The sequence below is a fragment of the Flagellimonas sp. ABD4_174 genome (assembly GCF_056160185.1).
Map to the genome: position 1 here is coordinate 50,219 of NZ_JBSWWP010000002.1, position 25,531 is coordinate 75,749.

The 25,531-nt window shown below is 42.1% G+C and carries 21 protein-coding genes; 6 read left to right on the top strand and 15 right to left on the bottom strand.

The window, feature by feature from the left end:
• Positions 1-93 precede the first annotated feature (93 nt).
• Positions 94-2,745, top strand: coding sequence for a DUF5916 domain-containing protein (locus ACXAFK_RS14265; RefSeq protein ID WP_474958204.1), 2,652 nt, complete (start codon positions 94-96; stop codon positions 2,743-2,745).
• Here ACXAFK_RS14265 and ACXAFK_RS14270 read toward each other — a convergent pair.
• From ACXAFK_RS14270 to hppD, 6 genes are all read right to left on the bottom strand, one after another.
• Positions 2,727-3,842 (bottom strand): pyridoxal phosphate-dependent aminotransferase, encoded by a 1,116-nt coding sequence (locus tag ACXAFK_RS14270; protein WP_474958205.1) that lies wholly within the window; start codon positions 3,840-3,842, stop codon positions 2,727-2,729. The genes ACXAFK_RS14265 and ACXAFK_RS14270 overlap by 19 nt on opposite strands.
• A gap of 12 nt (positions 3,843-3,854) precedes the next feature.
• Positions 3,855-4,724, bottom strand: a complete 870-nt coding sequence (locus ACXAFK_RS14275; RefSeq protein ID WP_252078925.1) for a flavin reductase family protein — start codon at positions 4,722-4,724, stop codon at positions 3,855-3,857.
• Positions 4,725-4,840: 116 nt separating this feature from the next.
• Positions 4,841-6,061: a fumarylacetoacetase gene (gene fahA, locus ACXAFK_RS14280; protein ID WP_293296744.1), complete on the bottom strand. Its 1,221-nt coding sequence runs from the start codon at positions 6,059-6,061 to the stop codon at positions 4,841-4,843.
• Between the two features lie 158 nt (positions 6,062-6,219).
• Positions 6,220-6,657 carry a hypothetical protein gene (locus ACXAFK_RS14285; protein WP_252078927.1) on the bottom strand — a complete coding sequence of 146 codons (438 nt, stop codon included), beginning with the start codon at positions 6,655-6,657 and terminating at the stop codon, positions 6,220-6,222.
• Between the two features lie 64 nt (positions 6,658-6,721).
• The gene (locus ACXAFK_RS14290; RefSeq protein ID WP_474958206.1) at positions 6,722-7,879 is read right to left on the bottom strand and encodes a homogentisate 1,2-dioxygenase; all 1,158 of its coding nucleotides are present in this window, start codon (positions 7,877-7,879) and stop codon (positions 6,722-6,724) included.
• A gap of 83 nt (positions 7,880-7,962) precedes the next feature.
• Entirely contained in the window at positions 7,963-9,096 is a 1,134-nt protein-coding gene (hppD, locus tag ACXAFK_RS14295; protein WP_224835505.1) for a 4-hydroxyphenylpyruvate dioxygenase, read from the bottom strand.
• Between the two features lie 175 nt (positions 9,097-9,271).
• Between hppD and ACXAFK_RS14300 the strand changes: the two genes are divergently transcribed.
• Entirely contained in the window at positions 9,272-9,727 is a 456-nt protein-coding gene (locus tag ACXAFK_RS14300) for a MarR family winged helix-turn-helix transcriptional regulator (RefSeq protein WP_474958207.1), read from the top strand.
• Here the strand turns inward: ACXAFK_RS14300 and ACXAFK_RS14305 are convergent.
• The gene (locus tag ACXAFK_RS14305) at positions 9,721-10,452 is read right to left on the bottom strand and encodes a sulfite exporter TauE/SafE family protein (protein WP_474958208.1); all 732 of its coding nucleotides are present in this window, start codon (positions 10,450-10,452) and stop codon (positions 9,721-9,723) included. The two genes, ACXAFK_RS14300 and ACXAFK_RS14305, sit on opposite strands and share 7 nt — an antisense overlap.
• Before the next feature lie 177 nt (positions 10,453-10,629).
• On the opposite strand from ACXAFK_RS14305, the gene ACXAFK_RS14310 reads away from it, so the two are divergent.
• Positions 10,630-11,193, top strand: coding sequence for a hypothetical protein (locus ACXAFK_RS14310; protein WP_474958209.1), 564 nt, complete (start codon positions 10,630-10,632; stop codon positions 11,191-11,193).
• Between the two features lie 47 nt (positions 11,194-11,240).
• Here ACXAFK_RS14310 and ACXAFK_RS14315 read toward each other — a convergent pair whose 3' ends face one another.
• From ACXAFK_RS14315 to ACXAFK_RS14345, 7 genes are all read right to left on the bottom strand, one after another.
• Positions 11,241-12,740: a serine hydrolase gene (locus ACXAFK_RS14315; protein ID WP_474958210.1), complete on the bottom strand. Its 1,500-nt coding sequence runs from the start codon at positions 12,738-12,740 to the stop codon at positions 11,241-11,243.
• Between the two features lie 80 nt (positions 12,741-12,820).
• Positions 12,821-13,093, bottom strand: a complete 273-nt coding sequence (locus ACXAFK_RS14320; protein WP_474958211.1) for a thioredoxin family protein — start codon at positions 13,091-13,093, stop codon at positions 12,821-12,823.
• A 69-nt stretch (positions 13,094-13,162) separates the two neighbouring features.
• Positions 13,163-14,341, bottom strand: coding sequence for an MFS transporter (locus ACXAFK_RS14325; protein ID WP_474958212.1), 1,179 nt, complete (start codon positions 14,339-14,341; stop codon positions 13,163-13,165).
• A complete protein-coding gene (locus ACXAFK_RS14330; protein ID WP_474958213.1) occupies positions 14,338-14,997 on the bottom strand; it encodes a hypothetical protein in 660 nt (219 codons plus the stop codon). The genes ACXAFK_RS14325 and ACXAFK_RS14330 overlap by 4 nt, the downstream gene beginning before the upstream one ends.
• Positions 14,998-15,450 carry a hypothetical protein gene (locus tag ACXAFK_RS14335; RefSeq protein WP_474958214.1) on the bottom strand — a complete coding sequence of 151 codons (453 nt, stop codon included), beginning with the start codon at positions 15,448-15,450 and terminating at the stop codon, positions 14,998-15,000.
• Between the two features lie 45 nt (positions 15,451-15,495).
• Positions 15,496-18,330 carry a DNA polymerase I gene (polA, locus tag ACXAFK_RS14340; RefSeq protein WP_474958215.1) on the bottom strand — a complete coding sequence of 945 codons (2,835 nt, stop codon included), beginning with the start codon at positions 18,328-18,330 and terminating at the stop codon, positions 15,496-15,498.
• 303 nt (positions 18,331-18,633) lie between these two features.
• Positions 18,634-19,632 carry an isoaspartyl peptidase/L-asparaginase family protein gene (locus ACXAFK_RS14345; protein ID WP_224835497.1) on the bottom strand — a complete coding sequence of 333 codons (999 nt, stop codon included), beginning with the start codon at positions 19,630-19,632 and terminating at the stop codon, positions 18,634-18,636.
• A gap of 40 nt (positions 19,633-19,672) precedes the next feature.
• Here ACXAFK_RS14345 and ACXAFK_RS14350 point away from each other — a divergent pair, with 40 nt between their 5' ends.
• From ACXAFK_RS14350 to ACXAFK_RS14360, 3 genes are all read left to right on the top strand, one after another.
• Entirely contained in the window at positions 19,673-20,392 is a 720-nt protein-coding gene (locus ACXAFK_RS14350) for a copper homeostasis protein CutC (protein ID WP_474958216.1), read from the top strand.
• 54 nt (positions 20,393-20,446) lie between these two features.
• The gene (locus ACXAFK_RS14355; RefSeq protein ID WP_474958217.1) at positions 20,447-21,679 is read left to right on the top strand and encodes a metallophosphoesterase; all 1,233 of its coding nucleotides are present in this window, start codon (positions 20,447-20,449) and stop codon (positions 21,677-21,679) included.
• 84 nt (positions 21,680-21,763) lie between these two features.
• The gene (locus ACXAFK_RS14360; protein ID WP_224835494.1) at positions 21,764-22,060 is read left to right on the top strand and encodes a thioredoxin family protein; all 297 of its coding nucleotides are present in this window, start codon (positions 21,764-21,766) and stop codon (positions 22,058-22,060) included.
• A gap of 43 nt (positions 22,061-22,103) precedes the next feature.
• Here the strand turns inward: ACXAFK_RS14360 and ACXAFK_RS14365 are convergent, their stop codons facing one another.
• Positions 22,104-25,430 (bottom strand): glycosyltransferase family 117 protein, encoded by a 3,327-nt coding sequence (locus ACXAFK_RS14365; protein ID WP_474958218.1) that lies wholly within the window; start codon positions 25,428-25,430, stop codon positions 22,104-22,106.
• Positions 25,431-25,531 lie beyond the last annotated feature (101 nt).

Sequence of the window (25,531 nt, forward strand, 5' to 3'; positions counted from 1 at the left end):
AAGGTGTTAAAAAAAGATTAAAAAAATTGGTAACTGTAACGCATTCCGATTTATAGTGTCTTTACCATATCAATCTAACCAAAAAACGAACAAGTGAGATATGAAGTCCTAATAATCCTGGCCCTATTATTCCTCAATTCCTCTCTAGCACAAGACTCGACCCAAGTCGTTGCCAAAAAAAGATATGTTACCCAAAGTTTAGGCGAATATGCCGCGCCCGACATTAATGGAATTTTAGAAGATGATGCTTGGGACTTGGTGGAATGGGGCGGTGATTATATAGAATTTCAGCCCGATGAAAACACCCCGCCTTCGCACCAGACCAAATTTAAAATTTTATATGATAGCAAGAACCTATATATAGGTGTTCGTTGTTATGATAGTGAACCGGACAAGATCGTAAAAAGGCTGTCCCGTAGGGATGGTTTTGATGGTGATTGGGTAGAATTCAATATTGACAGCTATTTTGATAAGCGTACTGCCTTTTCTTTTACCATAACCGCCGCAGGGGTAAAGGGTGATGAGTTTATATCAAATAACGGTAACAATTGGGACCCGAGCTGGAACCCTATTTGGTATGCCAAAGCCCATGTTGATGATGAAGGATGGACGGCAGAATTGAGGATTCCTCTTAGCCAATTGAAATTTGGAAGAGCAGAAGAGCAGGTATGGGGCTTTCAGTCTACTCGACGTTTTTTTAGAGACGAGGAACGTTCCCTGTGGCAGCGTAAACCCGTAGATCAACCCGGTTGGGTGAGCGAGTTTGGCGAGCTGCACGGTCTAAAAAATATACAGCCCCAAAAACAGTTGGAAATCCAGCCCTATACCGTGGCAAAAACAGAAACTTACGAAGCCGAGGAGGGAAATCCGTTTCGGGGTGGTAGCGAAAGTGATATTACCGCAGGTCTGGATGCCAAAATTGGAATTACCAACGATCTTACTTTGGATTTAACGGTAAACCCTGACTTTGGACAGGTAGATGCCGACCCGTCGGCAATCGCCTTGGATGGGTTTCAGATATTTTTCCAAGAGAGACGCCCATTTTTTGTCGAGAACAAAAACATCTTCGATTTTAGGGTGTCTCAGTCCCAAGCGGGAAACACATTCGGTTCCGATAATATTTTTTACTCCCGAAGAATCGGTAGAAGCCCACAAGGCTATCCCGATACCTCGGATGGAGAATTTGTAGATCAACCAGATAATACTCCAATGATCGGTGCCGCTAAATTTAGTGGAAAAACTAAAAATGGTTGGGCAATCGGGGTGTTGGAGAGTGTTACTTCGCGAAGAAACGCTACCATAATTAATGGCGAGGGAAATACCAGAAAAGAAATGGTGGAACCTTTGACCAATTATTTTGTAGGAAGACTTCAAAAGGATTTCAACCAAAGAAATTCTTATATCGGAGGAATCTTTACGGCCACTAACCGAGAAAACTTGCCCGAACAGCTCAATTTTCTGCACGATGCTGCCTACACAGGAGGTCTGGACTTTAAACATCAATGGGCAAACCGGGATTGGTATGTAGGCGGAAACCTTACCATGAGTCATGTTCAGGGAGGTAAAGAGGCCATCGCCAATACGCAACGATCCATAACGCACTTGTTCGACAGGGTGGGGGCAGACCATGTGCAAGTGGATACTACAAGAACATCTTTGACAGGTACCGGAGGTAATGTACAAATAGGAAAGATCGGCAATGGACATTGGCGGTTTGAATCTGGTGCTACATGGAGGTCTCCTGAACTGGAGCTCAACGATATTGGCTTTCAGCGCCAGTCGGATGATATTCGCCATTATACATGGATCGGATACCAGACCTTAAAGCCCGATAGTACTTTTAGACGCGTAGGCATCAACTATAACCACTGGACCGCTTGGGATTTTGAGGGAAACCATAATTACTTACAGTTCAATACCAATACTTGGCAAAACTGGAAGGGTAACTGGAATACCAATATCGGATTCAATTTTGCTCCTATAGAATATTCCAACTTTGCACTAAGGGGCGGACCAAGACTACGGCAGTCTCCCTGGGTAAATTTTTGGAACAGTATTAATACCGATTCCAGAAAAAAGATCAGGTTTTCTTTTTTCCATAATGGAAGAAAGGCCTTGGACAATTCCGTAAAGACCTATTATATGGAAGGTGGTTTTGTGTATCAGCCCATTAATGCACTGCGTATTTCTGCATTCCCATCTTTGAGGATAAATCGGGATAAATTGCAGTTTATTGACAATTTTGACGATGTGGGCGGTTCTCCGCGTTACCTGAACGGTGAGATCAGACAGCGAACCTTGAGTATGTCGGTACGTTTGAACTATACCATAAACCCCAATTTGACCATTCAATATTGGGGGCAACCTTTTATTTCCAGAGGCCGATATTCAAACTTTAAGCATATTACCGACCCTATTGCCAAAACTTTTGAAGATCGATTTATCCAGTACACGGTCCAACAAACCTCTTTGACCGATGGTGATTATGCCATTGATGAAGATTTGGATGGTGTTACCGATTTTAGTTTCAGCGACCCGGATTTTTCCTTTGTGCAATTCCGTTCCAATTTGGTGATCCGGTGGGAATATATTCCCGGATCGGAGATATTTTTGGTGTGGTCTCAAGATGTATCAAGGAGCGGAGACCCTACCGAAGGACTTTTATCGAGCTTGGGCGATAACATTTTTGGGCAAAAGCCACAGAATATCTTTTTGCTGAAGGCTACTTATCGGTTTGTACTATAAGTGTGCATCAACTTCGTTAAAGCTTTCACCAAAGCACCATTTGCTTCAGGATTACCTATGGTAATGCGCACTTTTCCAGGGGCGCCAAACTGCGATACCGGTCGTACCATAATGCCCTCATTCATCATTTTATCGGTAAACTCCATCTCGGGCAGAGGTGGGTCTATGATAAAAAAGTTAGCTTGACTTGGCCAGTATTTAATGCCTAATTCATCAAATGCTCTGGAAATAAAAGCTCTGCCATCCAAAACGGTTTCTACTGTTTTTTGTATGAATTCGGTATCGTTCAAAGCTCCAATGGCAGCTTCAATGGAAGTCAGGGGCAATAAAAAGGGTTTGTGTATCAATCGCACATAATTGGCAATGGTGGGTGTGGTGTATCCATACCCGATGCGTTGTCCGGCCAAACCATAGGTTTTGGAAAAACTGTTGAGCCCGATCACATTGTGGCCTTCCAATACGTATGGCAAAGCGGTCACATAATCTTTCGCATCCGCAAAATGTCTATAGACCTCATCAAAAATGACGATAATATTCTTGGGAACACGGGTGATAAAATCGTCCATCACGGATTTTGGAATATAGGTTCCCGTAGGATTGTTGGGACTGGTCAGGAATATCACCTTGGTCTTTTCGTTGATGGCATTCAAGATTCCCTCCACATCCAAATCGTAGTTGGGTGATAGCAAAGGAACATCTACTTGCTTAGCGCCGTACCATCTGGAAAAAACGGAGTAGGGCAGAAAACAGGGATTGGAAAAAATAACTTCGTCCCCTTCGTTGATAAATGCACGAAGCAGCATATCGATAACCTCAGAGCCACTATTTCCACACAAAAACTGGTCGGCGCTCAATTGCCCGTCAAAGTCTTTTGCCAGGGCTTCCCGTAAACGAATATCGGTCTGGTCCGGATATATATCGATAGTGTCGGCAGCGATTTTCATCGCAGCAACAGCTTTGGGTGATGCTCCCAATGGGTTTTCGTTAGAGGACAATTTGTAAATTTTTTTATCGGTCGGGGGAATGTTTTTTCCACCTTTATAAACCTCTTTCGGCACCAAATGGGCCTTGAAAATGGATGAAATATCTTTCAGCATATTTAGTAAACTTTATAGGCTTTCCGCAAACAATAAATAAGCTATTGCATTTTTTGTATTGCCCGCTTCCAATACTTTTTTTGCCAAGGTGTGCAGTTCAGTTTTGGAGGCATTTTGCACCCCTTCGTTGGCTATGATGGTTTTTATCTCATCCGAAGATGGAACGCTTTCCAAATTCCCCAAACGGCCTAAATTGTTCCCTGTTAGAACATCGCTCTCGCGAATCCCCTTGGGCAGCGCATCCACGCCAATACCTTGGGACCGGATAGGTTTAGGAACCTCGAACAGGGATTCTTTTATGGCTCGGATATACCAATTGCCACCCATACGACCCACTACATCGAGTTTTTCGGTATCCAACACGTTATTTGTTAAATATTCATCGTTAATGTGGATCATGTCCACTTGTGCAATCACCAAGTTTCCGGCTCCGGGAATCTGTCCTAATTCCACCACCTCCAATACCCTGCACTCAAAAGAAACGGGGGCTTCGGCCACTCTTGGAGGTTTAACTTTTACACTGGGGATTTCGGTAAATCCGGCCTTTCTAAATTCGTTCACCCCTTTGGCGTAGGCTGTGCTCGAAAGGGACATCTGCTCCACCATTTTATGGTTCACTACATTGATCACCACTTCTGGTACTTCCATTACATTTTGGTGGGTGTGTTTTAAAGAGTTGTCCCTGCCACTTCGCGTTGGCGAGAACACCATTACGGGAGGATTGGAACTAAAAACGTTGAAAAAACTATACGGACTCAGGTTCACATTGCCTTCGGCATCAACTGTGCTGGCAAAGCAAATGGGTCTTGGAGCCACAGCTGTCGATAGTATACTGTATAGTTCCGGTTGGGGTATGGTAGTTGGGTCTATGGTTTTGATCATATTTTGGTTTTCTGTAATTTCCGTGAAAACGGGAATCTTAATTCATTTTATATCAAGGTGACTGAGCGAGGTCGAAGTCACCGTTCAGTAGCTTCGACTCAGCTCAGCTACCAAAGTTATTTCGCAGGGAGCACTTTAGTGGTCACTTCACCAAACCCTACCCTTATATCGTCTTTTTTGGCGTAACCTTTCAATGTTACAGTGTCACCATCTTCGATAAACTTTCGTTCGCTTCCATCATTTAGTTTGATGGGTTTTGTACCTCCCCACGACAATTCCAGCATAGAACCAAAACTGTTTTCTTCCATACCGGAGATGGTACCCGAGGCCATTATATCCCCAATGTTGATGTTGCATCCATTTACCGTATGATGTGCGAGTTGTTGCAGCATATTCCAGTACATATGTTTAAAGTTACTAAAGCAAACGGTGGTTTTTTCACCTTGTTCCGGTGTGATGATAACCTCTAGATTGATGTCATAATTCTTGTTGCCCTCAAATTGCAAATATGGCAATACTTCGGGTTCCTGTTTGGGCCCTGCCAGTTTGAAGGGTTCCAAAGCTTCCAAGGGAACTACCCAAGGCGATATGGATGAGGCAAAATTCTTGGCCAAAAAGGGCCCCAACGGTACATATTCCCACTTTTGAATATCGCGCGCCGACCAATCATTAAATAAGACAAGGCCAAAAATATAATCCTCGGCCTCTTTTGTGGAAATAGATTCGCCCATCGATGTTTCCTTACCACATATAAAGCCCATTTCCAGTTCAAAATCCAAGCGTTTTGTTGGGCCAAAAACGGGTGTCTCCGTGCCTTTGGGCATGGTTTGGCCTTTAGGTCTATGAATGGGTACCCCACTTACAACAATGGAGCTTGCCCTGCCATGGTAACCCACTGGAATATGTTTCCAATTGGGCAAAAGGGCATTTTCTGGGTCACGGAACATTTTGCCCACATTGGTGGCGTGCTCCATGCTTGAATAAAAGTCGGTATAATCGCCAATAGAAACCGGCATATGCATTTGGGCTTCGGATTGCTTTACAAAGAGTTCAGGTTTTCCGGCCAAAACGGATTCGTCATCTTTTAGCCAATATTGGATTTTTTTGCGCACACGGGTAGTGATTTCCTTTCCAAGGGAAATAAAATCATTCAAAGTGTCTTTTTCCAATAGGGCTGTATTAAAGTCGAACACATCCAGTTCGGCAACAGCGGCCAAGTCCAAGATATGCGCTCCAATGGCCACGCCAATACGTGGACTTCGGTCTTGGGTGGAAAAAATCCCAAAAGGAATATTGTGAATCGAAAAATCTGAGTTTTCGGGTATATCTATGATCATATTTTTTAGATATGAGATGTGAGTAGTTAGAATTTAGATTCTAGGTTTATATTGATTTTTTATGTTTCTATTATCTAATATCGGTCTCGTATAACCGTCGGTTACGAGTTAATATGCGGTAATTGCGGTTATACATTGTTGCCAGTAGTACTTTATTCTTATTGCTGAAACTCTCCAAATTTGCTATTCTTTTCAGTCCATAAAAAGTATTCTCCAAACAAAGTTCCAGATAAAAATTCAGTCGTTATGTTCTCTACTTGGTGTCCGTTTATTGTTAATCCTAAACTTTTACTGTCATTTAAGTTTTCTTCAATTTCTCTCAAGAAATTAAACGCAGTCGAATCCAAAATATTCAGGACAAGTCGGTTTAGGATTTCTATTTGTCTTTCATTCAATCCGTTAAAAAATTCAAATCGTTCGTCTTCTAATTTTTGAAATTCAGGTGCTAAATTCGGATTTCTAGGTAGTTCAGAGTATTCTTTTTCAGACATAGATTTTCCAAAGTCTCTATTTTTTTCATAGTATTCAAAGTTTTCATCGCGTAATTTCTTTACGATTATTTCTCCGAGTTCTTTATAGTCTTTTGAAAAATCCATTCGTTAAATATTAGTTTTGATTTGTGTTCTGCGTATTACTGGCAACTAATGTCTAACTACTAAATTATTCCAACCAAGATTTATAATATTTGCCATCATCAATTTTAAGGGCGTTTTTGGTTACTTGCAAGGGTTTAAAGGTGTCTATCATCACTGCCAGTTCCTCGGTACCTTTTTTGCCGATACTGGCTTCGTAGGTTCCTGGGTGTGGGCCGTGGGGAATGCCTGCGGGATGCAGGGAAATATATCCTGGTCCGATGCCCGTTCTGCTCATAAAATCTCCGTCCACGTAATAGAGCACTTCGTCGGAATCTATATTGGAGTGGTTGTAAGGTGCCGGAATGGATTTAGGATGGTAATCGTACAACCTGGGACAGAACGAACAAACCACAAAAGCACTGGTCTCAAAAGTTTGGTGCACCGGTGGCGGTTGATGCACACGTCCCGTAATCGGCTCAAAATTATGGATCGAAAAGCCATAGGGGAAATTATATCCGTCCCAACCCACTACATCAAAAGGGTGTGTGGCGTACACTAGCTGGTGCAACATCCCCTGTTTTTTGATTTTCATCAAAAACTCTCCCTTTTCATCAAAAGTTTGAAGGTCTTGCGGCAATTTGTAATCGCGTTCGCAAAAGGGTGAATGCTCCAATAATTGCCCGAACCAATTGCGGTATCGTTTTGGGGTGTATATGGGATGGAAGGATTCTGCATATAAAATACGGTTATCTTCTGTGTCAAACTCGATTTGATAGATCATTCCTCGTGGGATGATCAGGTAGTCCCCATATTCAAAGGGAATATTTCCTAAAAAAGTCTTTAATGTTCCCGACCCTTTGTGGATAAAGAGCATTTCGTCAGCGTCGGCATTTTTATAGAAGTAGTCCGTTAGCGATTTACGTGGAGCGGCCAAACCTACATGTACGTCATTGTTTACCAAAAGTGGTTCCCGTGCCTCAAGAAAATCATCTTTAGGAGCAACATCAAAACCGATGAACTTTCTACTGGTGATGTTCTTTTCAACCGCAATTTTTGGGTTTATGTCCAGTGCTTTACCAATTTCTTTTACTTGGGTGGGACGATGAACATGATAGGATAGCGAAGACATGCCATCAAAACCAATAGTGCCAAAAAGCTGCTCGTAATACAGGCTGCCATCCGGTTTTTCGAATTGGGTATGCCGCTTTTGGGGAACTTTCCCGAGTTTGTGATAAATAGGCATTTTAAAACAGTTATTTTATTTTAAAGTTATGGGGTTATAGGCCTGAAAAACAATAGCCCATAACCCATATCCCTTAAATTTGATTAATGCAATGTGCCTCTAAGCTCTTGCTCGCGTTCAATAGCCTCGAACAATGCTTTAAAGTTACCTTTTCCGAACGATTGAGCACCTTTTCTTTGGATAATTTCGAAGAACATGGTCGGTCTAGGTTCCACAGGTTTTGTAAAGATCTGCAATAAATATCCTTCATCATCACGGTCTACCAAAATACCTAATTCCTTTAATGGGGCGATATCCTCATCGATCTCACCGACCCGATCGGTAACCGCATCGTAGTAGGTGGCGGGTACCCTTAAAAATTCTACGCCTCGGCTTTTTAGGTCGCGAACGGTGTTAATAATATCGTCCGTGGCCACAGCAATGTGCTGAACACCTTCGTCTTCATAAAAATCCAAGTATTCCTCGACCTGCGATTTTTTCTGACCCTCGGCGGGCTCGTTGATCGGGAATTTAATTCTTCCATTTCCATTGCTCATCACCTTGCTCATCAAAGCGGTATATTCCGTGGATATGTCCTTGTCATCGAAGGATAGGATGTTTTTAAAGCCCAATACATCCTCATAAAATTTAACCCAGTGGTTCATTTTGTTCCACCCAACGTTGCCTACCATGTGGTCCACAAATTTTAACCCTGTAGGTTTTGGGTTATAGTCCGGGGTTTCCCACTTTTTGAAACCAGGAAGGAATGTTCCATTGTAATCTTTGCGTTCCACAAAAATGTGAACGGTTTCACCGTAGGTGTAGATTCCGGAGCGAACCACTTTTCCGTCTTTGTCCTCTTCGGTTCGTGGTTCCATATAGGAAGTGGCACCTCTTTCCATGGCATTGTTGTAAGCTATGGTCGCATCTTCTACCCAAAGGGCAACCACTTTTACCCCATCGCCGTGCTTGTCGATATGTTTACCGATTTCCGTGCCACTTTTTAGGGGCGAAGTAAGTACCAGTCGGATCTTATCTTGTACCACTACATAACTTTCACGGTCCTTCAAACCGGTTTCCAAACCTGCTTGGGCATAGGATTGAAATCCGAATGCTGTTTTGTAATAATGGGCGGCTTGCTTGGAATTCCCTACATATAGTTCAATATAATCTGTGCCGTTAATGGGCATAAAATCTTCGGAAGTGTTGTTTTCTAGTGGAAGTGTGGATGTTTCCATGTTCGATATGTTTTTTATTGTTCAGTTTTATTTTGTTGCATTAACAACAAAAATAATCATTTTGACATACGAAAACGATTTTGTAGACCGAAATTTGAGTTAAAATTATAGTTGTTGTTATCGATTTCAGGTAAAGAAATTTCGAATCCTTATTTTTACGACCATTCTTGGAATTTTGCTGAACCGTATAGACGAAATACATGGAATGGGGTTCCATTTGGATTTGGTGCTCCGAAAAATTCAAAAGGCCTATCTGCGTACTTTTGATGTGCTTGGTGTGGATATAACCATTGAGCAGTGGGTAATTTTGTATCAAATCCATGAATTGGGCGAAGAGGCAAGTCAACGCGATATTGTCAACGAAAATTTCCGAAACCGTGCTACTACATCACGGGTGATCGGAGGATTGGAGAAAAAAGGTTGGATTTCCAAGGCCCGCTTTGAAGGTGATCAAAAACGTTTTAAGCTGGAACTGACCGAAAATGGACAAAAAATATTGGACCTGACCCTGCCGAGTGCAATTCAATTGCGAAAATTGGCACTTAAGGACTTAGACTCTGCCGAGTTTGAGATCTTTTTAAAAGTTTTGGACAGTATTGGGGAGAATTATGAGGAACATCAGAATCAATGATCAATGGCTAAGGTGCTTATGGTGGCCAAACCGATGATCAGAATAAAAATCAAACTAAGTTTACGGAATTTATCTTGTGGTATGTACTTCAGAACTTTTTTTCCCAAATAGGTGCCCACCAACCCAATGGCGAACAAAAAAGGTAAATAGGTCAATTCCAATTTTCCAATATACCCGTTGCTGTAATATACAAAGGTCCGAGAGAAATCAATCAAAAAATCGATGAACGCAGAGGTGGCGATAAAGGCACTTTTTTCCAAATTGAAGGCCGCCATGGTCAACCCGCGGATGGCCCCTCCTGTACCCAAAAGCCCTGCAGAAAATCCTGAAAGCGCTCCTCCAATAAGGGAGTTCTTTTTGTTGGGCAGGATAATGATTTCACTTTTGATAAGGAAAAGAAGGCTAAAGACAACCAAAAATATGCCCAGAACTATTTCTAGGGCATCGCTATTCACAACTTTTGATAAAAACCCACCGATAATAACAAAAACAACGGATGGAGCGCCAATATAGAGCAATAGTTTTTTGTCCAACCCTTTTTTGAACAAGAAAATTTTACTGATGTTGCTCGATAAATGGAAAATTGCAGTCATCCCGAGTACGGAGTAAAAATCAAAATAAAAATTGCCCAACGGAACAAAAAACACCGAGGAGCCAAAACCGCCAATGGTACCTATAATTTCGGCAACGAGTGCGAGCAGAAGAAAAATATAGTTGACCTTCATTTGTCCGAAAGATAGTATTGAATCGATTGATAATCATTTTGTTGTTCCATATTAACAAAAATTTTCATAAAATACAGGATTAGGGGTAACACAGCATATAAAGAGGATAATTTATTGGACGTAGGATCAATTAAACCATCGCAACTTTGTACCTGTATAATTGTATGTACAACAGCTATGAAAACACAGAACTTTTATCCTACTATATGGTCGATACCACTCTATACTCCCGGGTTAATGGAGGCTAATTTTGGTGTTAATGGGCAGATTGCCGATCTAATTTTAAGCAATGAGGCCGCCACAGCACTCAAGGTGTCGGAGATAACCTTGAATATTACCCGGTTCTCGGCAATCGATGAACAGGGAAACGAACATTTTATAATGGATTTTCCCGGACAAAACCCCGTGGACCTAAAAGGTATGGCTTCCGGGAATTTTATACGGTCCAAAAGCGTAGTTTCCTTGCCCGAGGGCAAGTACATCGCCCTACGTTTTTATATGGCAGGGTGGGGCAACCGGTTTGTATACGAGGATGGTATGGCCGAATCGGCCAATACGTTCGAACGTTTGGATTTTGAGATCGAGAATGGATTGACCATTGAAAAAAACAAAGCGCCAGAAGTTAAACTGTGGTTCAACTTTGCTCCCTACCAGTGGAAGCGACACTTTAAACCGCTATCGGATTTGTTTATGGGGGGTAAAAGCCAAAAGCCACGGTTGGCCAATGGTGTTTGTAATTGATGAATTGCTATGTTAATGATTGTAAAAGGCACCATATGGTGTCTTTTTTAATTTTGTTTTTTAAAAGTTTCTCCAAAAGCATCAAATGATTTTACGGTGGCGTCCGTTCCAATATGGAAATTAAAATCTATCGCTGCTCGATATGGATTATCTTTGTTGGACATAAAGGTATCGTAGTGCCAATGCTCGGTGGATAGTAGTAAAAAATCGTTGAACTTTATGGTTAATCCCGTATCGGTGTTTTTTACGGTGGCCTTCCCTAGCATCGGGTGGCTATATTCACCTTCGTACTGCTCCAAAGGCAATGTTGTTTTGGTTTCAGCCAGTTTTTCATGCTGTAGTTTCCGATAATATGCTTTTTCCTGTTCCTTGAATTTGGAATACAGTTGAAACACTTCTTCGTGCCAATTCCTACTGTCGTCATCAAAAGCAAACAGGTCCATGGATTTATAAAGGATGGCATGGCGCAATTCTGCATGGTCCATATTGGCAAACACATAGACAGCTACATCTTTGTCCCGCATTATGCCGCAAATGGCAATCAATCCTCCAATACTGCCCGTATGAAAGTCCAGTTTTTCACCGCGATAATCATGTTGAAACCAGCCCAAACCATAAGTTTTCCAGTGGGGCATGGTCAATTGCTGGGTGGGGTAAAAGCTGTCATCGGTAACAAAAGCATGGGGTTTAAAAAGATAATCGAAGGTGTTTTTGGATAAAATTGTGTCATTTCCCACTACACCATCGTTCACCAAATATTTGAGGTAATTGGTAACATCCGACATACTCGACCAAATCATTCCTGCGGCACCGATTTGGTCTGCAAGATTGTAATCCACTTGGACAATCCCATCATCCAAATCGTTGAGGTATGGAGTTGTATAGTTTCCTTTCTTAAAAATATCGACGGATTTTGCCACAGCATCGTTCATTCCGACCGGCTCAAATATGTTTTCGGAGACAAATGTTGTCCAATGTTGTCCGCTAACCGATTTAATCACCTCACCGGCAACAGCATACATGATATTGTTGTATTCAAACCCTCCACGAACCGAAAAGGTCTTTTCTGCAAGCGCAAATCGCTGTAGTGTTTCTTTGGTTGAAACACTATCCACGGCCCAGAGCAAGTCGGCTTGTTGAATTCCTAGATTGTGCGTGAGTAAATCCTGTACACGGGCCTCTTCGGTGAGATAAGTATCGGAGAGTTTAAAATATGGCAAGTGTTCACGGACTTTGTCCGTCCAACTTAGTTTGCCTTGATCGACCAGAATGCCCAGTGCTTGGCAAATAATCGCTTTGGTGGTGCTGGCCATGGTAAATAGCGTATGCTCGTCCACACGGGCTTTGCTTTCCAAATTTTTGACCCCGTAGGCTTTTTGGAACACCGTTTCACCATCTTTTACCACTACGGCCACCAATCCAGGGATTTTCCAATCGACCATGCCTTTTTTTATCATGGCATCCAATTGCTTGCTTTTTCCTTTTTGTGCTAATACAATTGTTGATGTACATAGTGCAATGGCCAAGAAGAGTATTGTTTTTTTCATGGTTTAGGTGGTTGGTGGTTAGATTGCTAATATACAATGATTAACAAAGTTAACTTTGCCGTATATCAAAAAAACGTGCTTTACAGTGCCCCATAAAGTCGCCTTAATTTTGCCAATACCTCGTAAACTGCAAAACTTCGGGCAAAGCGGGCCATTTCCCTGCCGTCTTCTTTGATGATAACAACGGGCAGGGTAAATACCATGGACTGTCCTGTAAACTCAACTTCTTCCTCCACATCAATTACACGAATATTCACATTTGGAAAGTTTCCCTGTACAGCTTCCAACAGTTTTGGTTTTAGCGCCTTGCAGACACCGCAGGTTTTTCCGGTAAAAAATAGAAGTTCTATCATTGCACATTACATTGGTCGGGAATGAAAATCCAAATAATTGGAATGGAAATTACTTAATTTAAAATATAGTTAGAGTATCGCTTTGTTTTTTGATGACAAGGCAATCAATCCCAAAATTGGACCTACGGCCAACATCATATAAACCATATTGGAACTTGTCCAGATTCGCATTTCATTGAGTAGCAGAATGCTGGCGATGGTAATGGCAAAACCGATGCTGTTTACTATAGTCAATGCCGTTCCCTTTATTTCTGGTAATGCACTTTGTGCCACCAAGGTGGAAAATAGGGGGGAGTCTGCAATCACCACCATGCCCCAAAAAAGAAGAAAAGCAACAAAAACCACTTCGGAACCCTGTACAAAAAGCAAGGGAGAGATCAAGCAACAAATACAGGAAAGCAGCAGGGCCATAAATGCCACCTTTTTAGTTCCGAATACTTGTGCTAAATAACCGCCCAAAACACATGCCAAACCACCGACAGCAATGATCAAGAAGGACAATAAGGGAATGTTGAATGTTGTTGCTGGGTGGATTGCCCCATAGGTTTGTAGCATGATCGGGACAAAGGCCCAAAAGGTATAAAGTTCCCAACAGTGGCCAAAATATCCGAAGGCTGCCGAGCGGAAGCTTCGGTTTTGAAACACTTTTAGAAATGCGGACAGGTAGATTTTTTGACCTGGTTTTCGGAATGGGCCATTGGGAACTAAAATTACCATTAAAGTGCCCCCAAAAGCGGCCAGGATTGAGGTGGCCACCAACACCGCTTTCCACGACAATGTATGGGTCATCTCTTTTAATAAATGGGGAAATGCAGTGCCAACCACCAAGGCCCCCACCAAATAGCCAAGTGATTTGCCAAGACCTTTCTCGTAATAGTCTGCGGCTATTTTCATGCCTACGGGATAAATGCCAGCCAAGAAAAACCCCGTAAAAAACCGAAAACTCAGGAGGCTAGCCAAGCCATTATCTTCCCAAACCACTCCTAAATTGAACAATGCTCCCAAAACGGCACAGGAAAAAAATACTTTGGAAGGAGAAAAACGGTCAGCAATGGATAAAATGGCAAAAACCAAAGTGCCGACGATAAACCCAAATTGAACCGCTGAGGTCAAATGCCCTATTGCACTTTCATTTAATCCAAAAGTGGACACCAAGTCGGGCATTACCCCATTGCCCGCAAACCAAAGCGAAGTGCAGCAAAACTGCGACAATACGATGACGGGCAGTATGAGTTTGGAGGGTTTCAATTACGGCTTTTCTTTTTACGTATGATTTTTAAGTCGGAATACAAGTAAAAACCAACAATTGTTAATGTTCCAATTGCTAGAGAGTAATCTCCTTGCGGCAACACCACAAAAATTGAAACCGCGATTAAAAAAAATGAGAGAGGATACAAGATAGAACGTACCAAAACTTTTTTCCAGCCCCATTCTTTTTCTGTTTTGGAAGGCTCAATTTCAATGTCTAAAAGCTTGTAAATTTGATCTAGTTGTATTTCTTTCTCCATTTTATAAACTTTGAATCCAACTAGGATAAAAATTCCAAGGAAAATAATGCCAGTTAAAAATTGAATCCAATGTCCTAATAAATCGAAATCGTCGAAAATCCAATAAAACCAAGGAATGCATATGACTACACAAAATAGAATGAAAAAAATCCTCCCTATTGGATTAATACGGTCAGAGATATTGATTAAATGGCCTTCTTTATTCAAATCAAACTGGAAAATGGGATAGTATAATCTATTCCAAAAGTTTTGTCGCCAAATTTTAATTGTTCTACTTCCGACTTCACCGGTTGGTCGAAAATCAACTTTTATAATGGTATACAAATGAGTTTTGAAAGAATCGGTTTCTCTTTTTTCAATTAATTGGATAATGTCCGATTTATTTATAGAAACCATTTAGGTAAATACTAATAAAACTTCATCAACAATGGCATACCCAACGAGGCATATTAAAGAAATAATATAGAATATGTAACAGGCTTTGTAAGATACCTTAAAGATTAATGAGGGTTTTATGAATTCAAATTCTATTGAATCAAGATTCCCATCAATTAATTTATGCGTGTGTTCGATTAACTTTTCTCTAGAACGATTTAATAGATGCACTTCAGAGTACAAGGAAATTATTCCGAAAAGAATACCCAGTCCGAGAGTAGATATTGAAATAATAAAAAAGATAGACTTTAATAGAGAGGTATGGTCATTTGATTTAAAGGAAATTATAATTCCAAAAAGCCCAACAGATATAGTGATAATGGTTTTTAACCATGAGTAGTATTTTTCTTGTCTTTCATTCTGGGTTTCTTGAATTTCAATTAGCTTTTTTTGCAATTCTTCCCTAGATGCCATTTCTCAGAATTTCGTTTAGAAGTAAAAATTTAAAATTACTATATATTAATGCGCCTCCAGCCAATTCTCACCAATACCTACTTCCACATCTAGCGGCACGGAGAGTTTATAGGCGTTTTCCATTTCGGTTTTAATGAGTGCTTTCATTTCCTCTAACTCAGGTTTGTAACAATCGAACACCAATTCATCATGCACCTGTAACAACATCTTGGTTTTGTATTTTCCTTCGGAAAGCTTTTTATGGATGTTGATCATTGCAATCTTAATAATATCCGCTGCACTTCCTTGGATGGGAGCGTTCACGGCGTTACGTTCCGCTGCCCCGCGCACCACTTGGTTGCCTGCATTAATATCCTTTAAATAGCGACGTCGGCCCAATACGGTTTGCACGTACCCATGCTCTCGCGCAAAATCAATCTGCTCGCTGATGTAATTGCGCAATTTGGGATAGGTCTTGTAATAGGTGTCGATCAATTCCTTGGCCTCGGTACGGCTCAAATCGGTTTGGTTGCTCAATCCGAAGGCGGAAACCCCGTAAATGATTCCAAAGTTCACCGTTTTGGCATTGCTACGCTGTTCGCGGGTCACTTCCTCAATGGGCACATTAAATACCTTGGATGCCGTGGATGCGTGGATGTCCTCCCCATTTATAAAGGCAGAGATCATGGTGTCCTCCTCGCTCAATGCTGCAATAATGCGCAATTCTATTTGGGAGTAATCCGCCGCCAAGAGCACGTAATTATCATCTCGTGGGACAAAAGCTTTTCGTACTTGCCGTCCGCGTTCGGTGCGAATGGGGATGTTCTGAAGGTTCGGATTGTTACTGCTCAAACGGCCCGTTGCGGCCACCGTTTGCATATAATCGGTATGCACCCGACCCGTTTTTTGCTGGACTTCGTTGGGCAATGCATCCACATAGGTGCTTTTTAGTTTTGCCAATCCGCGGTAGTCCAACACATTTTGGATGATTTCGTGGTCCTTGGCCAAATAAGAAAGTACATCTTCCGAAGTGGAAAATTGACCTGTTTTGGTCTTTTTTGGTTTATCCACCAACTTTAACTTGCCAAAAAGAATTTCTCCCAACTGTTTTGGGGAGGCAATATTGAATTCTTCGCCAGCTTCTTTATAAATTTTCTGTTCCAGTGTTTTGATGTCCTTGTCCAATTGCTCCGAAAGGCCGTTCAAATAATCTTTATCCAGATTGATGCCTTCCAGTTCCATATCTGCCAATACTCGTAGCAAAGGAATCTCTATTTCATCGAACAATTTATCGGTATGTGCTTCTTTGAGCTCTGGAGTAAATTTTAATCCCAACTGAAAGGTGATGTCGGCATCTTCCACGGCATATTCCGTTTGCTTTTCCAAAGGAACATCGCGCATACTGAGTTGGTTCTTGCCCTTTTTGCCAATAAGTTCGGTTATGGAAATAGGTGTGTAGTTGAGGTAAGTTTCTGCCAGTACGTCCATATTATGGCGCATATCGGGGTTGATAAGGTAGTGGGCCAACATGGTATCGAACAACTTGCCCTTGACCTCCACGCCATAGTTTTGCATTACCTTGATATCGTACTTGAGATTTTGCCCCACCTTTTCTATGTTTTCCGATTCAAAAAACGGACGTAGTTTTTCGATTATAGGTCGGGCATCGTTCTCATTATCGGGAAAGGGAACATAAAAACCCTTGCCTGGGGACCAGCTAAAAGCTATGCCCACCAATTCAGCTTCCAAAGGATTAAGGGAAGTGGTCTCTGTATCGAAACAGACGGAAGGTTGCTTCATCAGCATTTCCAAAAATAGGTCCAAGCCCAATCCGCTTTGTACATTTTGATAAAAGTGAGATACATCGCCGATGTTTTTTCTGCTGTTTACATCCTTTAGGGTCGCCGCGGCTTCCGAGGGATCGCCGCCAAAGAGCGTAAACTGTCCACTACCGGCAACGTTGGCCTCTTGCTTGGCTGTTTTAGTGCTGGTTACCGGGGAGCTGGCTTCAGCTTCTTCCGTAAATAGTTTGATGAATTGGTCCTTTAGTCTGCGGAATTCAAGTTCTTCGAATATTTCTTGCACCTTTTCGGCATCTGGAGGGCACATTTCATAATCCTCGGCATGGAACTGCACGTCACAGTCGACCTTGATCTCTGCCAATTTTCGGGATAAACGTCCCAATTCGGCATTTTCCTCCACTTTTTCTTTCATTTTGCCCTTGAGCTGGTCGGTGTTAGCCAATAGACCTTCCATGGAATCGAATTGTTCCAAGAATTTTTTGGCCGTTTTGTCGCCCACTCCAGGTAATCCCGGGATATTGTCACTGGCATCGCCCATCATGCCCAAATAATCGATTACTTGCTCGGGACGCTTGACCCCGAAGCGTTTTTGTACCTCTGGGATTCCCCAAATTTCGATACCGTTGCCCATCCGGGCCGGACGGTACATAAAAATATTTTCGCTCACCAATTGCCCAAAATCCTTGTCGGGCGTAACCATAAATACTTTGTAATTCTCTTTTTCGGCCTGCTTGGCCAAAGTGCCGATAAGGTCATCTGCCTCGTAGCCCTCCAATTCTACCACGGGAATCTTCATGGCTTGCAGAATTTGTTGGATATAGGGCACGGCGATTCGGATGGCATCGGGTGTTTCATCCCGGTTGGCTTTGTAGTCTTCGAACAATTCGGTACGTTCCACGCTACCTCCCTTATCGAAGGCCACGGCCAAATGGTCGGGCTGTTCCCGTTTGATCACATCAAAAAGAGAATTTACAAACCCCATAATCGCTGAGGTATCCATTCCCTTGGAGTTGATTCGTGGGTTTTTTATTAGGGCGTAATAGCCTCGAAAAATAAGTGCGTAGGCGTCTAAAAGAAACAGTCGTTTTTGCTCGGACATTTTATTTGTTTGTCAATTATCAATGTTCAATAAACAATATGAAGAACCCAAAATAGGGTTGGGGATTAAAAGTACGAATTGCAGTTTAAAAAGATGTTAGAATTGGGATATTAGATTTGAGGGGATTTGATTTTAGCACGAATAGACGAGAGACAGAGATGGGAGACAAGAAACAGGAGACAGGAAACAAGACCTTTGAAAGAATAAAAAATAATTTTAAACGCAATCAAGTCCGTCTTGACTCTTAAATCTAAAAGCGAAGCGTTCTGGTATCTAACCTCTAACAACAGAGCGTTCTAATATCTATTCATAGAAACTCGTTACCTTTCGGTTCTCATGTCCATTCTCGGAATACTCCCGATACGTAAAGCCAGGATGCACGCAATATCCGCCCGTTTCGCCATTTTTGTTGATGGCCAAAAATCCGATTTGGAAATCTTTGCGGCCTTCGTTTTTCTTCATAATGCGTTTTACGCCTTCCTCACAGGCTTCTTGTGGACTTTTTCCCTGTCGCATCAACTCCACGATCAAAAAACTGCCCACGGTGCGAATGACTTCCTCGCCAACCCCAGTGGCCGTGGCGCCACCGACTTCGTTGTCAATAAACAACCCTGCCCCAATAATGGGGGAGTCCCCAACGCGCCCCGCTACCTTGTATGCCATTCCGCTTGTGGTGCATGCCCCGGCCATGTCGCCTTTTTCATCTATTGCCAACATACCGATGGTGTCGTGGTTCTCTATATTGATCGTTGTCTCGTACTCCGATTTTTTTAGCCACTCTTCATATTGTTTTTTGGTACTTTCGGTAAGCAGGTCCTCTTTTTTAAAGCCCTGTTCGTAAGCAAATTTCTCTGCGCCTTTTCCTGCCAATATAATGTGTGGGGTTTCTTCCATTACCTTACGTGCCACCGAAATGGGGTGTACTATGTTTTCCATGCAGACCACAGAACCGCAATTACCATCCTTGTCCATAATACAGGCATCCAGGGTAACGTTTCCGTCCCTGTCCGGCCTACCGCCTTTGCCCACGGTCTCGTTGGTTTCATCCGCTTCCTCGACCCTAACGCCCTGCTCTACTGCGTCTAGAGCATTTCCGCCCGATTTTAGTACTTCCCATGCTTTATTTGTAGCATTCATAAAATTCCAGGTACATACCACAATGGGTTTGGTTGGGTTAGACGTGGTTGGTTCGGATATGGCTGTTTCCAGTTTAGTATCGGTTTTACAGGCCATCAAAGTGGAGGTGGAAAGCAGTCCTGCCGCCGAAAGGCTGGAATTTTTAAGAAATTTGCGTCGTTCCATAGGTTGGTATGTTTATTTTTAGGGTTCATAAATATACAATATGCTGATAGAAGTCTGTGCCAATTCCTTAGCGTCTGCAAGACATGCCGAAATAGCGGGAGCAGATAGGGTCGAACTTTGTTCGGAACTTGGGGTTGGAGGCGTAACCCCATCGATTGGCCTTATTCAATTGGTTAAAGGTGAGCTAAATATTCCCGTTCATGTTTTGATTCGTCCAAGAGGAGGGCATTTCACGTATTCCGACGCTGAATTTGAAGTAATGAAAGCCGATATTTTGGCGTGCAAGGAATTAGGTGTTGATGGTGTTGTTGCTGGGGTTTTGAGGGATGATTTTTCTATTGATGTTAAAAGAACCAAAGCACTGGTGGAATTGTCCCAAGGAATACATTTTACATTTCACCGTGCTTTTGATTGGGTGGCAAAACCTTTGGAAGCCATAAAGCAACTTGAGGATATTGGCGTGCAGACTATTTTAACGTCCGGAGGCAAGCCCTCATCCGAAGAAGGGATATTAAACCTAAAGGTTTGGCAACAGCGTTCCAAAATAACTATAATGGCTGGGGGAGGAGTTTCGCCCAGCAATGCATCAAAATTTAAAGAAATAGGTCTCAGCGCTATTCATTGTTCGGGAACAAGCTTTGAAAACCCTGTAGATTTGGAAGGGAAAATTAGTATGAATTCCAGTAAGCATTTGGTGGAGGATAAAGTGGCGGTTTCGAATTTAGATATCCTCAATTCAATAGTTCGAGCCGTTAAATAAATTTAAAATACACTGTTTAATAGGAGATTAGCGCTAATTTTGTAAAAAAATTGTATGTCCCGATTTATCATTTTGGCAATCCTATATGTGGTACTCGCCGTGTATGGTTTTCAAGCCTTTAAAACATTGTTCAAGAGTCCTTTGTTGCACTGGACCTATATTGTATTGTTTTTAGGGGCCTTGGTTTTTTTGACCGTAAAAGTGGTTACCTACGATCCAGGTGATGGTTTTAAAGGCACGGCCGCTATAGCGGGAAGTATATTTGCCGCCTTCTTTTTGTTGGCCCTGGTGTTGGGTTTCTTTCTACTTTTGGAAGATATTGTACGTTTATTGGGTTTTGGCTACAATAAAATGGTAGGCCTATCCAGTTCTGCCGACGGGATTTATCCTTCCCGTAGAAAATTTGTGAGCGGCATTGCCTTGGGTTTGGCGGCCTTGCCTTTTGGGGCTCTGTTGTACGGTATGTACCGCGGTAAATATAATTATCAGGTATTAAAATACGAGTTGGAGTTTGAAGACCTTCCCGACGCTTTTCATAATTATCAGATCACGCAGATTTCGGATGTGCACAGCGGTAGTTTTGATGATTATAAAAAGGTGGAATACGGAATTGATCTCGTAAACGAACAAAAGAGCGATGTTATCTTTTTTACGGGTGATATTGTAAACAACCGTTCAAGTGAACTGGAGCCTTGGAAAGAGGTTTTTTCCCGATTGAAAGCTAATGATGGTGTATTTTCGGTTTTGGGAAATCACGATTATGGTGATTATGCCGTTTGGGATACCGAGGAAGAAAAGGAACAGAACCTCGAAGATCTAAAGACGATGCAAAGGGAAATGGGATTTGATCTATTGCTGAATTCCAATCGCTTTTTAGAAAAGCAAGGAGATAAAATTGCACTTGTCGGGGTGGAAAACTGGGGACGTGGCGGATTTAAAAAAGCCGGCGATCTGCAAAAGGCCAAGGTGGGTGTTGCCAAGGAAGATTTTAAGATACTTTTGAGCCATGACCCGTCCCATTGGGAAGATGTGGTACTACAGGACGATTATCATTTTCACTTGACCCTCAGTGGACATACCCACGGCATGCAGTTTGGGGTGGAAATACCAGGTTGGATAAAATGGAGCCCGGTAAAATGGAGGTATAAATATTGGGCGGGTATATACAAAGAATTGGACCAGTTTATCAATGTGAACAGAGGGTTTGGTTTTATTGGTTATCCCGGCCGTTTTGGTATCTGGCCGGAGATATCCGTTATCACCTTAAAGAAAAAGGGGTTGGCCTAATTTTATTCACCATGGTGCCAAAGAAATGTTTAACTGTTAAACATTAACATTTTTTCTTACTTTTGACTGTAAACCTTAGAATACATGTCCAAATTCGGAGAACTTATAGATTTACAAGTACCTGTATTATTAGATTTTTATGCAGAATGGAACGAGCAGTCCACTTCTATGCATCCTGTTTTGAGCGATGTGGCCGCTGCCCTAGGTGATAAAGGCAAAGTAATAAAGATTGACGTGGATAAAAATAAAGAGCTCTCACAGGCACTGCGTATTAAAGGGTTGCCAACGTTAATGATCTACAAAAAAGGTGAAATGGTCTGGCGCCAAAGTGGTGAGCAGGACGCCAATACCCTCATTGGTATTTTAAACGAATATATTTAAATAAAAAAGCGAGGTTTTTACCTCGCTTTTTTATGCTGTTACCTTATTCTATCGTGGAGTCGGGCACCCTTTCTATGGTGTCCAACGGAATGGAATCTTCCATATCGGGGTCCAAGGTTATTGGTTCGTCCAAAACATCTTCTTCCTCATCAACAAATTGGGAGAACATATCGATGTACTCATTAAAGATAATGGTTTCCGACTCGGCCAGTTCTTTATCTCCGTTTTCTATTAAGATGTCAATATTTCTGCGGTAAGCCTGCATATCGGTTAGGATGTCGTCAATTTTATCATATTGTTCGTCTAGAGGAATATTGGCATAATATTCCAAATGTTCCTGATATATTTTTTTGAGTTTTCCGAACAGCTCCCGGGCTTTTTCCGTTTCGCCAACTTTATAATATCCGTCCACAAAAGGTTCAACAAAGGCGTAAAAATAGAAGTGTTCCACCGGAATATTTTCCATGGCGATATTGATCACATCCTTGGCTTTATCAATTTTGTTTTCTGCAATAAGGGTTTCCATTAAACGGGCCAAATTGCTACGGAAAGATAATCCTTGTGAACGAGTCTGTGGGTCGTGGTAAATATCGTCGCTACCAGAATTGCCCCAATCCCAATCCTTTACGATGTCGTACATCAACTCGGAGTCGATACGTCCCATTTCAAATGAATTACGGTTCGGGGTTTTTATGGGCACCAGTTTGTACACCAGACCATCCAATTGCAAGTAATCCTTCATCCAAATATATTCGGCGCTGTCAAAACTGCCTCCCGAGAAGTAGATGGGTCGTTTCCAATCGTTGTTGGCAATTAAGTCCAACATCAAAATTCTGTTTTTAGGAAGTGCACCAGTTGGAAGATCAATGTCGATGTAATCCACGATCAAGGTGGAATCCTTTTCTTTTACCAGACCACTTTCGAGAACGTTTTGTTTGTTGACCGGTATCCTGATTTTATTGGTAGGGTAGTATACAATATCCAAAGTGCTTTCCGAATACTGGCTCAAATCGGCCCCTTGGTTGGTTAAAATATGTCGGAACTTGGTCTGGGGCTTATCACTACCGATCCAATTCATAAAATCCTTGATATTCCAACGATTTTCGGTTATGCCTTGATAATACACCGCATCCCTTGTGCCATAACTGTACTTGTCGTGGGTTAATTGAGATGGTATAGGGTCGCTTTCATAGGCCTTTCGTTTCATTTGATCAATATACCAATCGGTGGCAAAAAGACTGGTGTTTACAATGCGGACGTCGGTCCTGTAATTTTCGATTTCCTGAGCATACCAAAGCGGAAAGGTGTCGTTATCGCCAATAGTGAACAATATGGCCCCTGCATCTTCTTGACAGGAATCGAGGTAAGCTTTTGCTGTTGATGGCGCAGTATATCGGTTAGACCTATCGTGATCGTCCCAATTTTGGTAGCCCATTAACAAAGGCACGGCCAAAAGACACAATGTGGTAATGGTAGGTGCAGCGATTTTGGCGGAAATCAGCTTTTTAAATTCATCGAAGAGGCCGTATACGCCAATACCGATCCATATACAGAAAACATAGAACGATCCAACGAGCGAATAATCGCGTTCTCGAGGTTGGAAAATGTATGGGTTGGTATAGAATTGAATGGCCAGTCCTGTGAACAAAAAGAAAATAAACAGCGCCCAAAATTGCTTTGGGTTTTTGGAAATTTGGAATACAATGCCCAAAATACCCAGCAGTAGTGGCAGAAAGAAATAGGTGTTGCGGCCTTTGTTGTTTTTCCAATCGCTGGGCAGGTTTTCTTGGCTTCCCAACCTAATATTGTCTATAAAATTGATGCCGCTCAGCCAGTTGCCATTTTCATCGTATCTACCCTGAATGTCGTTTTGCTTGCCAACAAAGTTCCACATAAAGTAGCGCATGTACATGTAGCTGAACTGGAAATCAAAAAGATATTTTAAGTTTTGGCCCAGGGTCGGGGGCTCAACTTCGATGTATTCCCCAAATTCCCTTAAAAACCGAATGTACTGTTCTGTATCCAATTCTCCTTGGGAGTATGCGGTCTTAAATTGGTTCACCGCTTCCCTAAGATCGTTGTTGGAAATGTATTCAGATTTTATGCGGAAATCCAGTGCGCCAAAATAGCGCATATAGTTTTCGGCATGCTGGTCGCTCCACATTCGGGGCAAAATACCTACATGTTTCTCATTGGGTCCGGGAATAGCACCTTTGTAATGGTTAACAATTACATATTTGCCCAACTTGAGGTCTTTTTCGTATTTGGGGCTATCGTCCCGATCTTCTCCAGATGGGGCAAAAGTATCGGAATAGTACGCTCCATATACGGGACTGTCCACACCGGGATATTGTTCCCTGTTATAATAGGCCAAAAGGGCACGCGCGTCCGAAGGGTTGTTTTCGTTTACTACGGTTTTCGCATTTGCTCTAATAGGAAGCATCAACCAAGAAGAAAAGCCGAGGATTAGGAACATTAGGCAGAGGACAACAATATTGGCATTGTAGTAATTATGTTTTCGGGTATATTTCAAACCAAAATAGAAGGCGGCAACAAACAATAGTCCCATGATTATGGATCCGGAGTTGAACGGAAGCCCAATTTCGTTGATAAAGAAAACCTCGCTCCAGCCAAATAGTTTTAAAACATAGGTGAGCGAGAATTTATAGACCAATATAAGTATGGCCACTACGATGATATTGGCCAATAAAAAATTCTTTACTGTTGTGGTCTTGTATTTTTTGAAATAGTACAAGAGCCCAATGGAGGGAATGGCCAAGAATCCCATAAACTGTATCCCGAAGGTTAGGCCGATCACAAAGCAGATGAGCATTAACCAACGATGTCCTCGTGGATCGTCCAAATTATCTGTCCATTTTAGGCCCAACCAAAGCAAAAGTGCCATTATTAAACTGGCCATGGAGTATACTTCGGTCTCCACTGCATTGAACCAAAAACTGTCCGAGAAAGTAAAAGCAAGTGCCCCTACAAGTCCACTTCCCAAAATAGCGATAGCTTTGCTATTGTTTATTGTCTCTTCTTTGGAAATGAGTTTTCCGACCAAATTGGTAATGGTCCAAAATGTGAACAATACGGCAAATGCACTGGATACTATGGAAACTGCATTGACCATGAGCGCTATCTTGGTAACGTCTCCAAAGGCGAACATGGCAAAAAAAGCACCTATCATTTGGAGCAGCGGAGCTCCAGGCGGGTGTCCTACCTGCAACTTTGCGGAAGTGGAAATATACTCCCCTGCGTCCCAAAAACTTCCAGTGGGTTCAACGGTAAGGGCATAAACTATAAACGCGATGGCGAAAGAAACCCATCCGAGGATGGTGTCCCATTTTTTAAAGTCTTTTGCAAACATAGAGTTGGTTGTTAACCGAATTGTGGCGAATTTAGTAAAACTATAATAGAAGATTAGCCATTTTTGGAAAACCTTTAACACCCATGCATTGGAAAATTAGC

Excerpts from the sequence above, each read along its gene's own strand:
- ACXAFK_RS14330 (WP_474958213.1), bottom strand. The coding sequence starts at position 14,997 with ATGGTTTCTATAAATAAATCGGACATTATCCAATTAATTGAAAAAAGA.
- ACXAFK_RS14350 (WP_474958216.1), top strand. The coding sequence starts at position 19,673 with ATGCTGATAGAAGTCTGTGCCAATTCCTTAGCGTCTGCAAGACATGCC.
- ACXAFK_RS14270 (WP_474958205.1), bottom strand. The coding sequence starts at position 3,842 with ATGCTGAAAGATATTTCATCCATTTTCAAGGCCCATTTGGTGCCGAAA.
- ACXAFK_RS14275 (WP_252078925.1), bottom strand. The coding sequence starts at position 4,724 with ATGATCAAAACCATAGACCCAACTACCATACCCCAACCGGAACTATAC.
- polA (WP_474958215.1), bottom strand. The coding sequence starts at position 18,330 with ATGTCCGAGCAAAAACGACTGTTTCTTTTAGACGCCTACGCACTTATT.
- ACXAFK_RS14360 (WP_224835494.1), top strand. The coding sequence starts at position 21,764 with ATGTCCAAATTCGGAGAACTTATAGATTTACAAGTACCTGTATTATTA.
- ACXAFK_RS14365 (WP_474958218.1), bottom strand. The coding sequence starts at position 25,430 with ATGTTTGCAAAAGACTTTAAAAAATGGGACACCATCCTCGGATGGGTT.
- ACXAFK_RS14305 (WP_474958208.1), bottom strand. The coding sequence starts at position 10,452 with ATGAAGGTCAACTATATTTTTCTTCTGCTCGCACTCGTTGCCGAAATT.
- ACXAFK_RS14320 (WP_474958211.1), bottom strand. The coding sequence starts at position 13,093 with ATGATAGAACTTCTATTTTTTACCGGAAAAACCTGCGGTGTCTGCAAG.
- ACXAFK_RS14315 (WP_474958210.1), bottom strand. The coding sequence starts at position 12,740 with ATGAAAAAAACAATACTCTTCTTGGCCATTGCACTATGTACATCAACA.
- ACXAFK_RS14290 (WP_474958206.1), bottom strand. The coding sequence starts at position 7,879 with ATGCCTATTTATCACAAACTCGGGAAAGTTCCCCAAAAGCGGCATACC.
- fahA (WP_293296744.1), bottom strand. The coding sequence starts at position 6,061 with ATGATCATAGATATACCCGAAAACTCAGATTTTTCGATTCACAATATT.
- hppD (WP_224835505.1), bottom strand. The coding sequence starts at position 9,096 with ATGGAAACATCCACACTTCCACTAGAAAACAACACTTCCGAAGATTTT.
- ACXAFK_RS14345 (WP_224835497.1), bottom strand. The coding sequence starts at position 19,632 with ATGGAACGACGCAAATTTCTTAAAAATTCCAGCCTTTCGGCGGCAGGA.
- ACXAFK_RS14355 (WP_474958217.1), top strand. The coding sequence starts at position 20,447 with ATGTCCCGATTTATCATTTTGGCAATCCTATATGTGGTACTCGCCGTG.
- ACXAFK_RS14285 (WP_252078927.1), bottom strand. The coding sequence starts at position 6,657 with ATGGATTTTTCAAAAGACTATAAAGAACTCGGAGAAATAATCGTAAAG.
- ACXAFK_RS14335 (WP_474958214.1), bottom strand. The coding sequence starts at position 15,450 with ATGGCATCTAGGGAAGAATTGCAAAAAAAGCTAATTGAAATTCAAGAA.
- ACXAFK_RS14310 (WP_474958209.1), top strand. The coding sequence starts at position 10,630 with ATGAAAACACAGAACTTTTATCCTACTATATGGTCGATACCACTCTAT.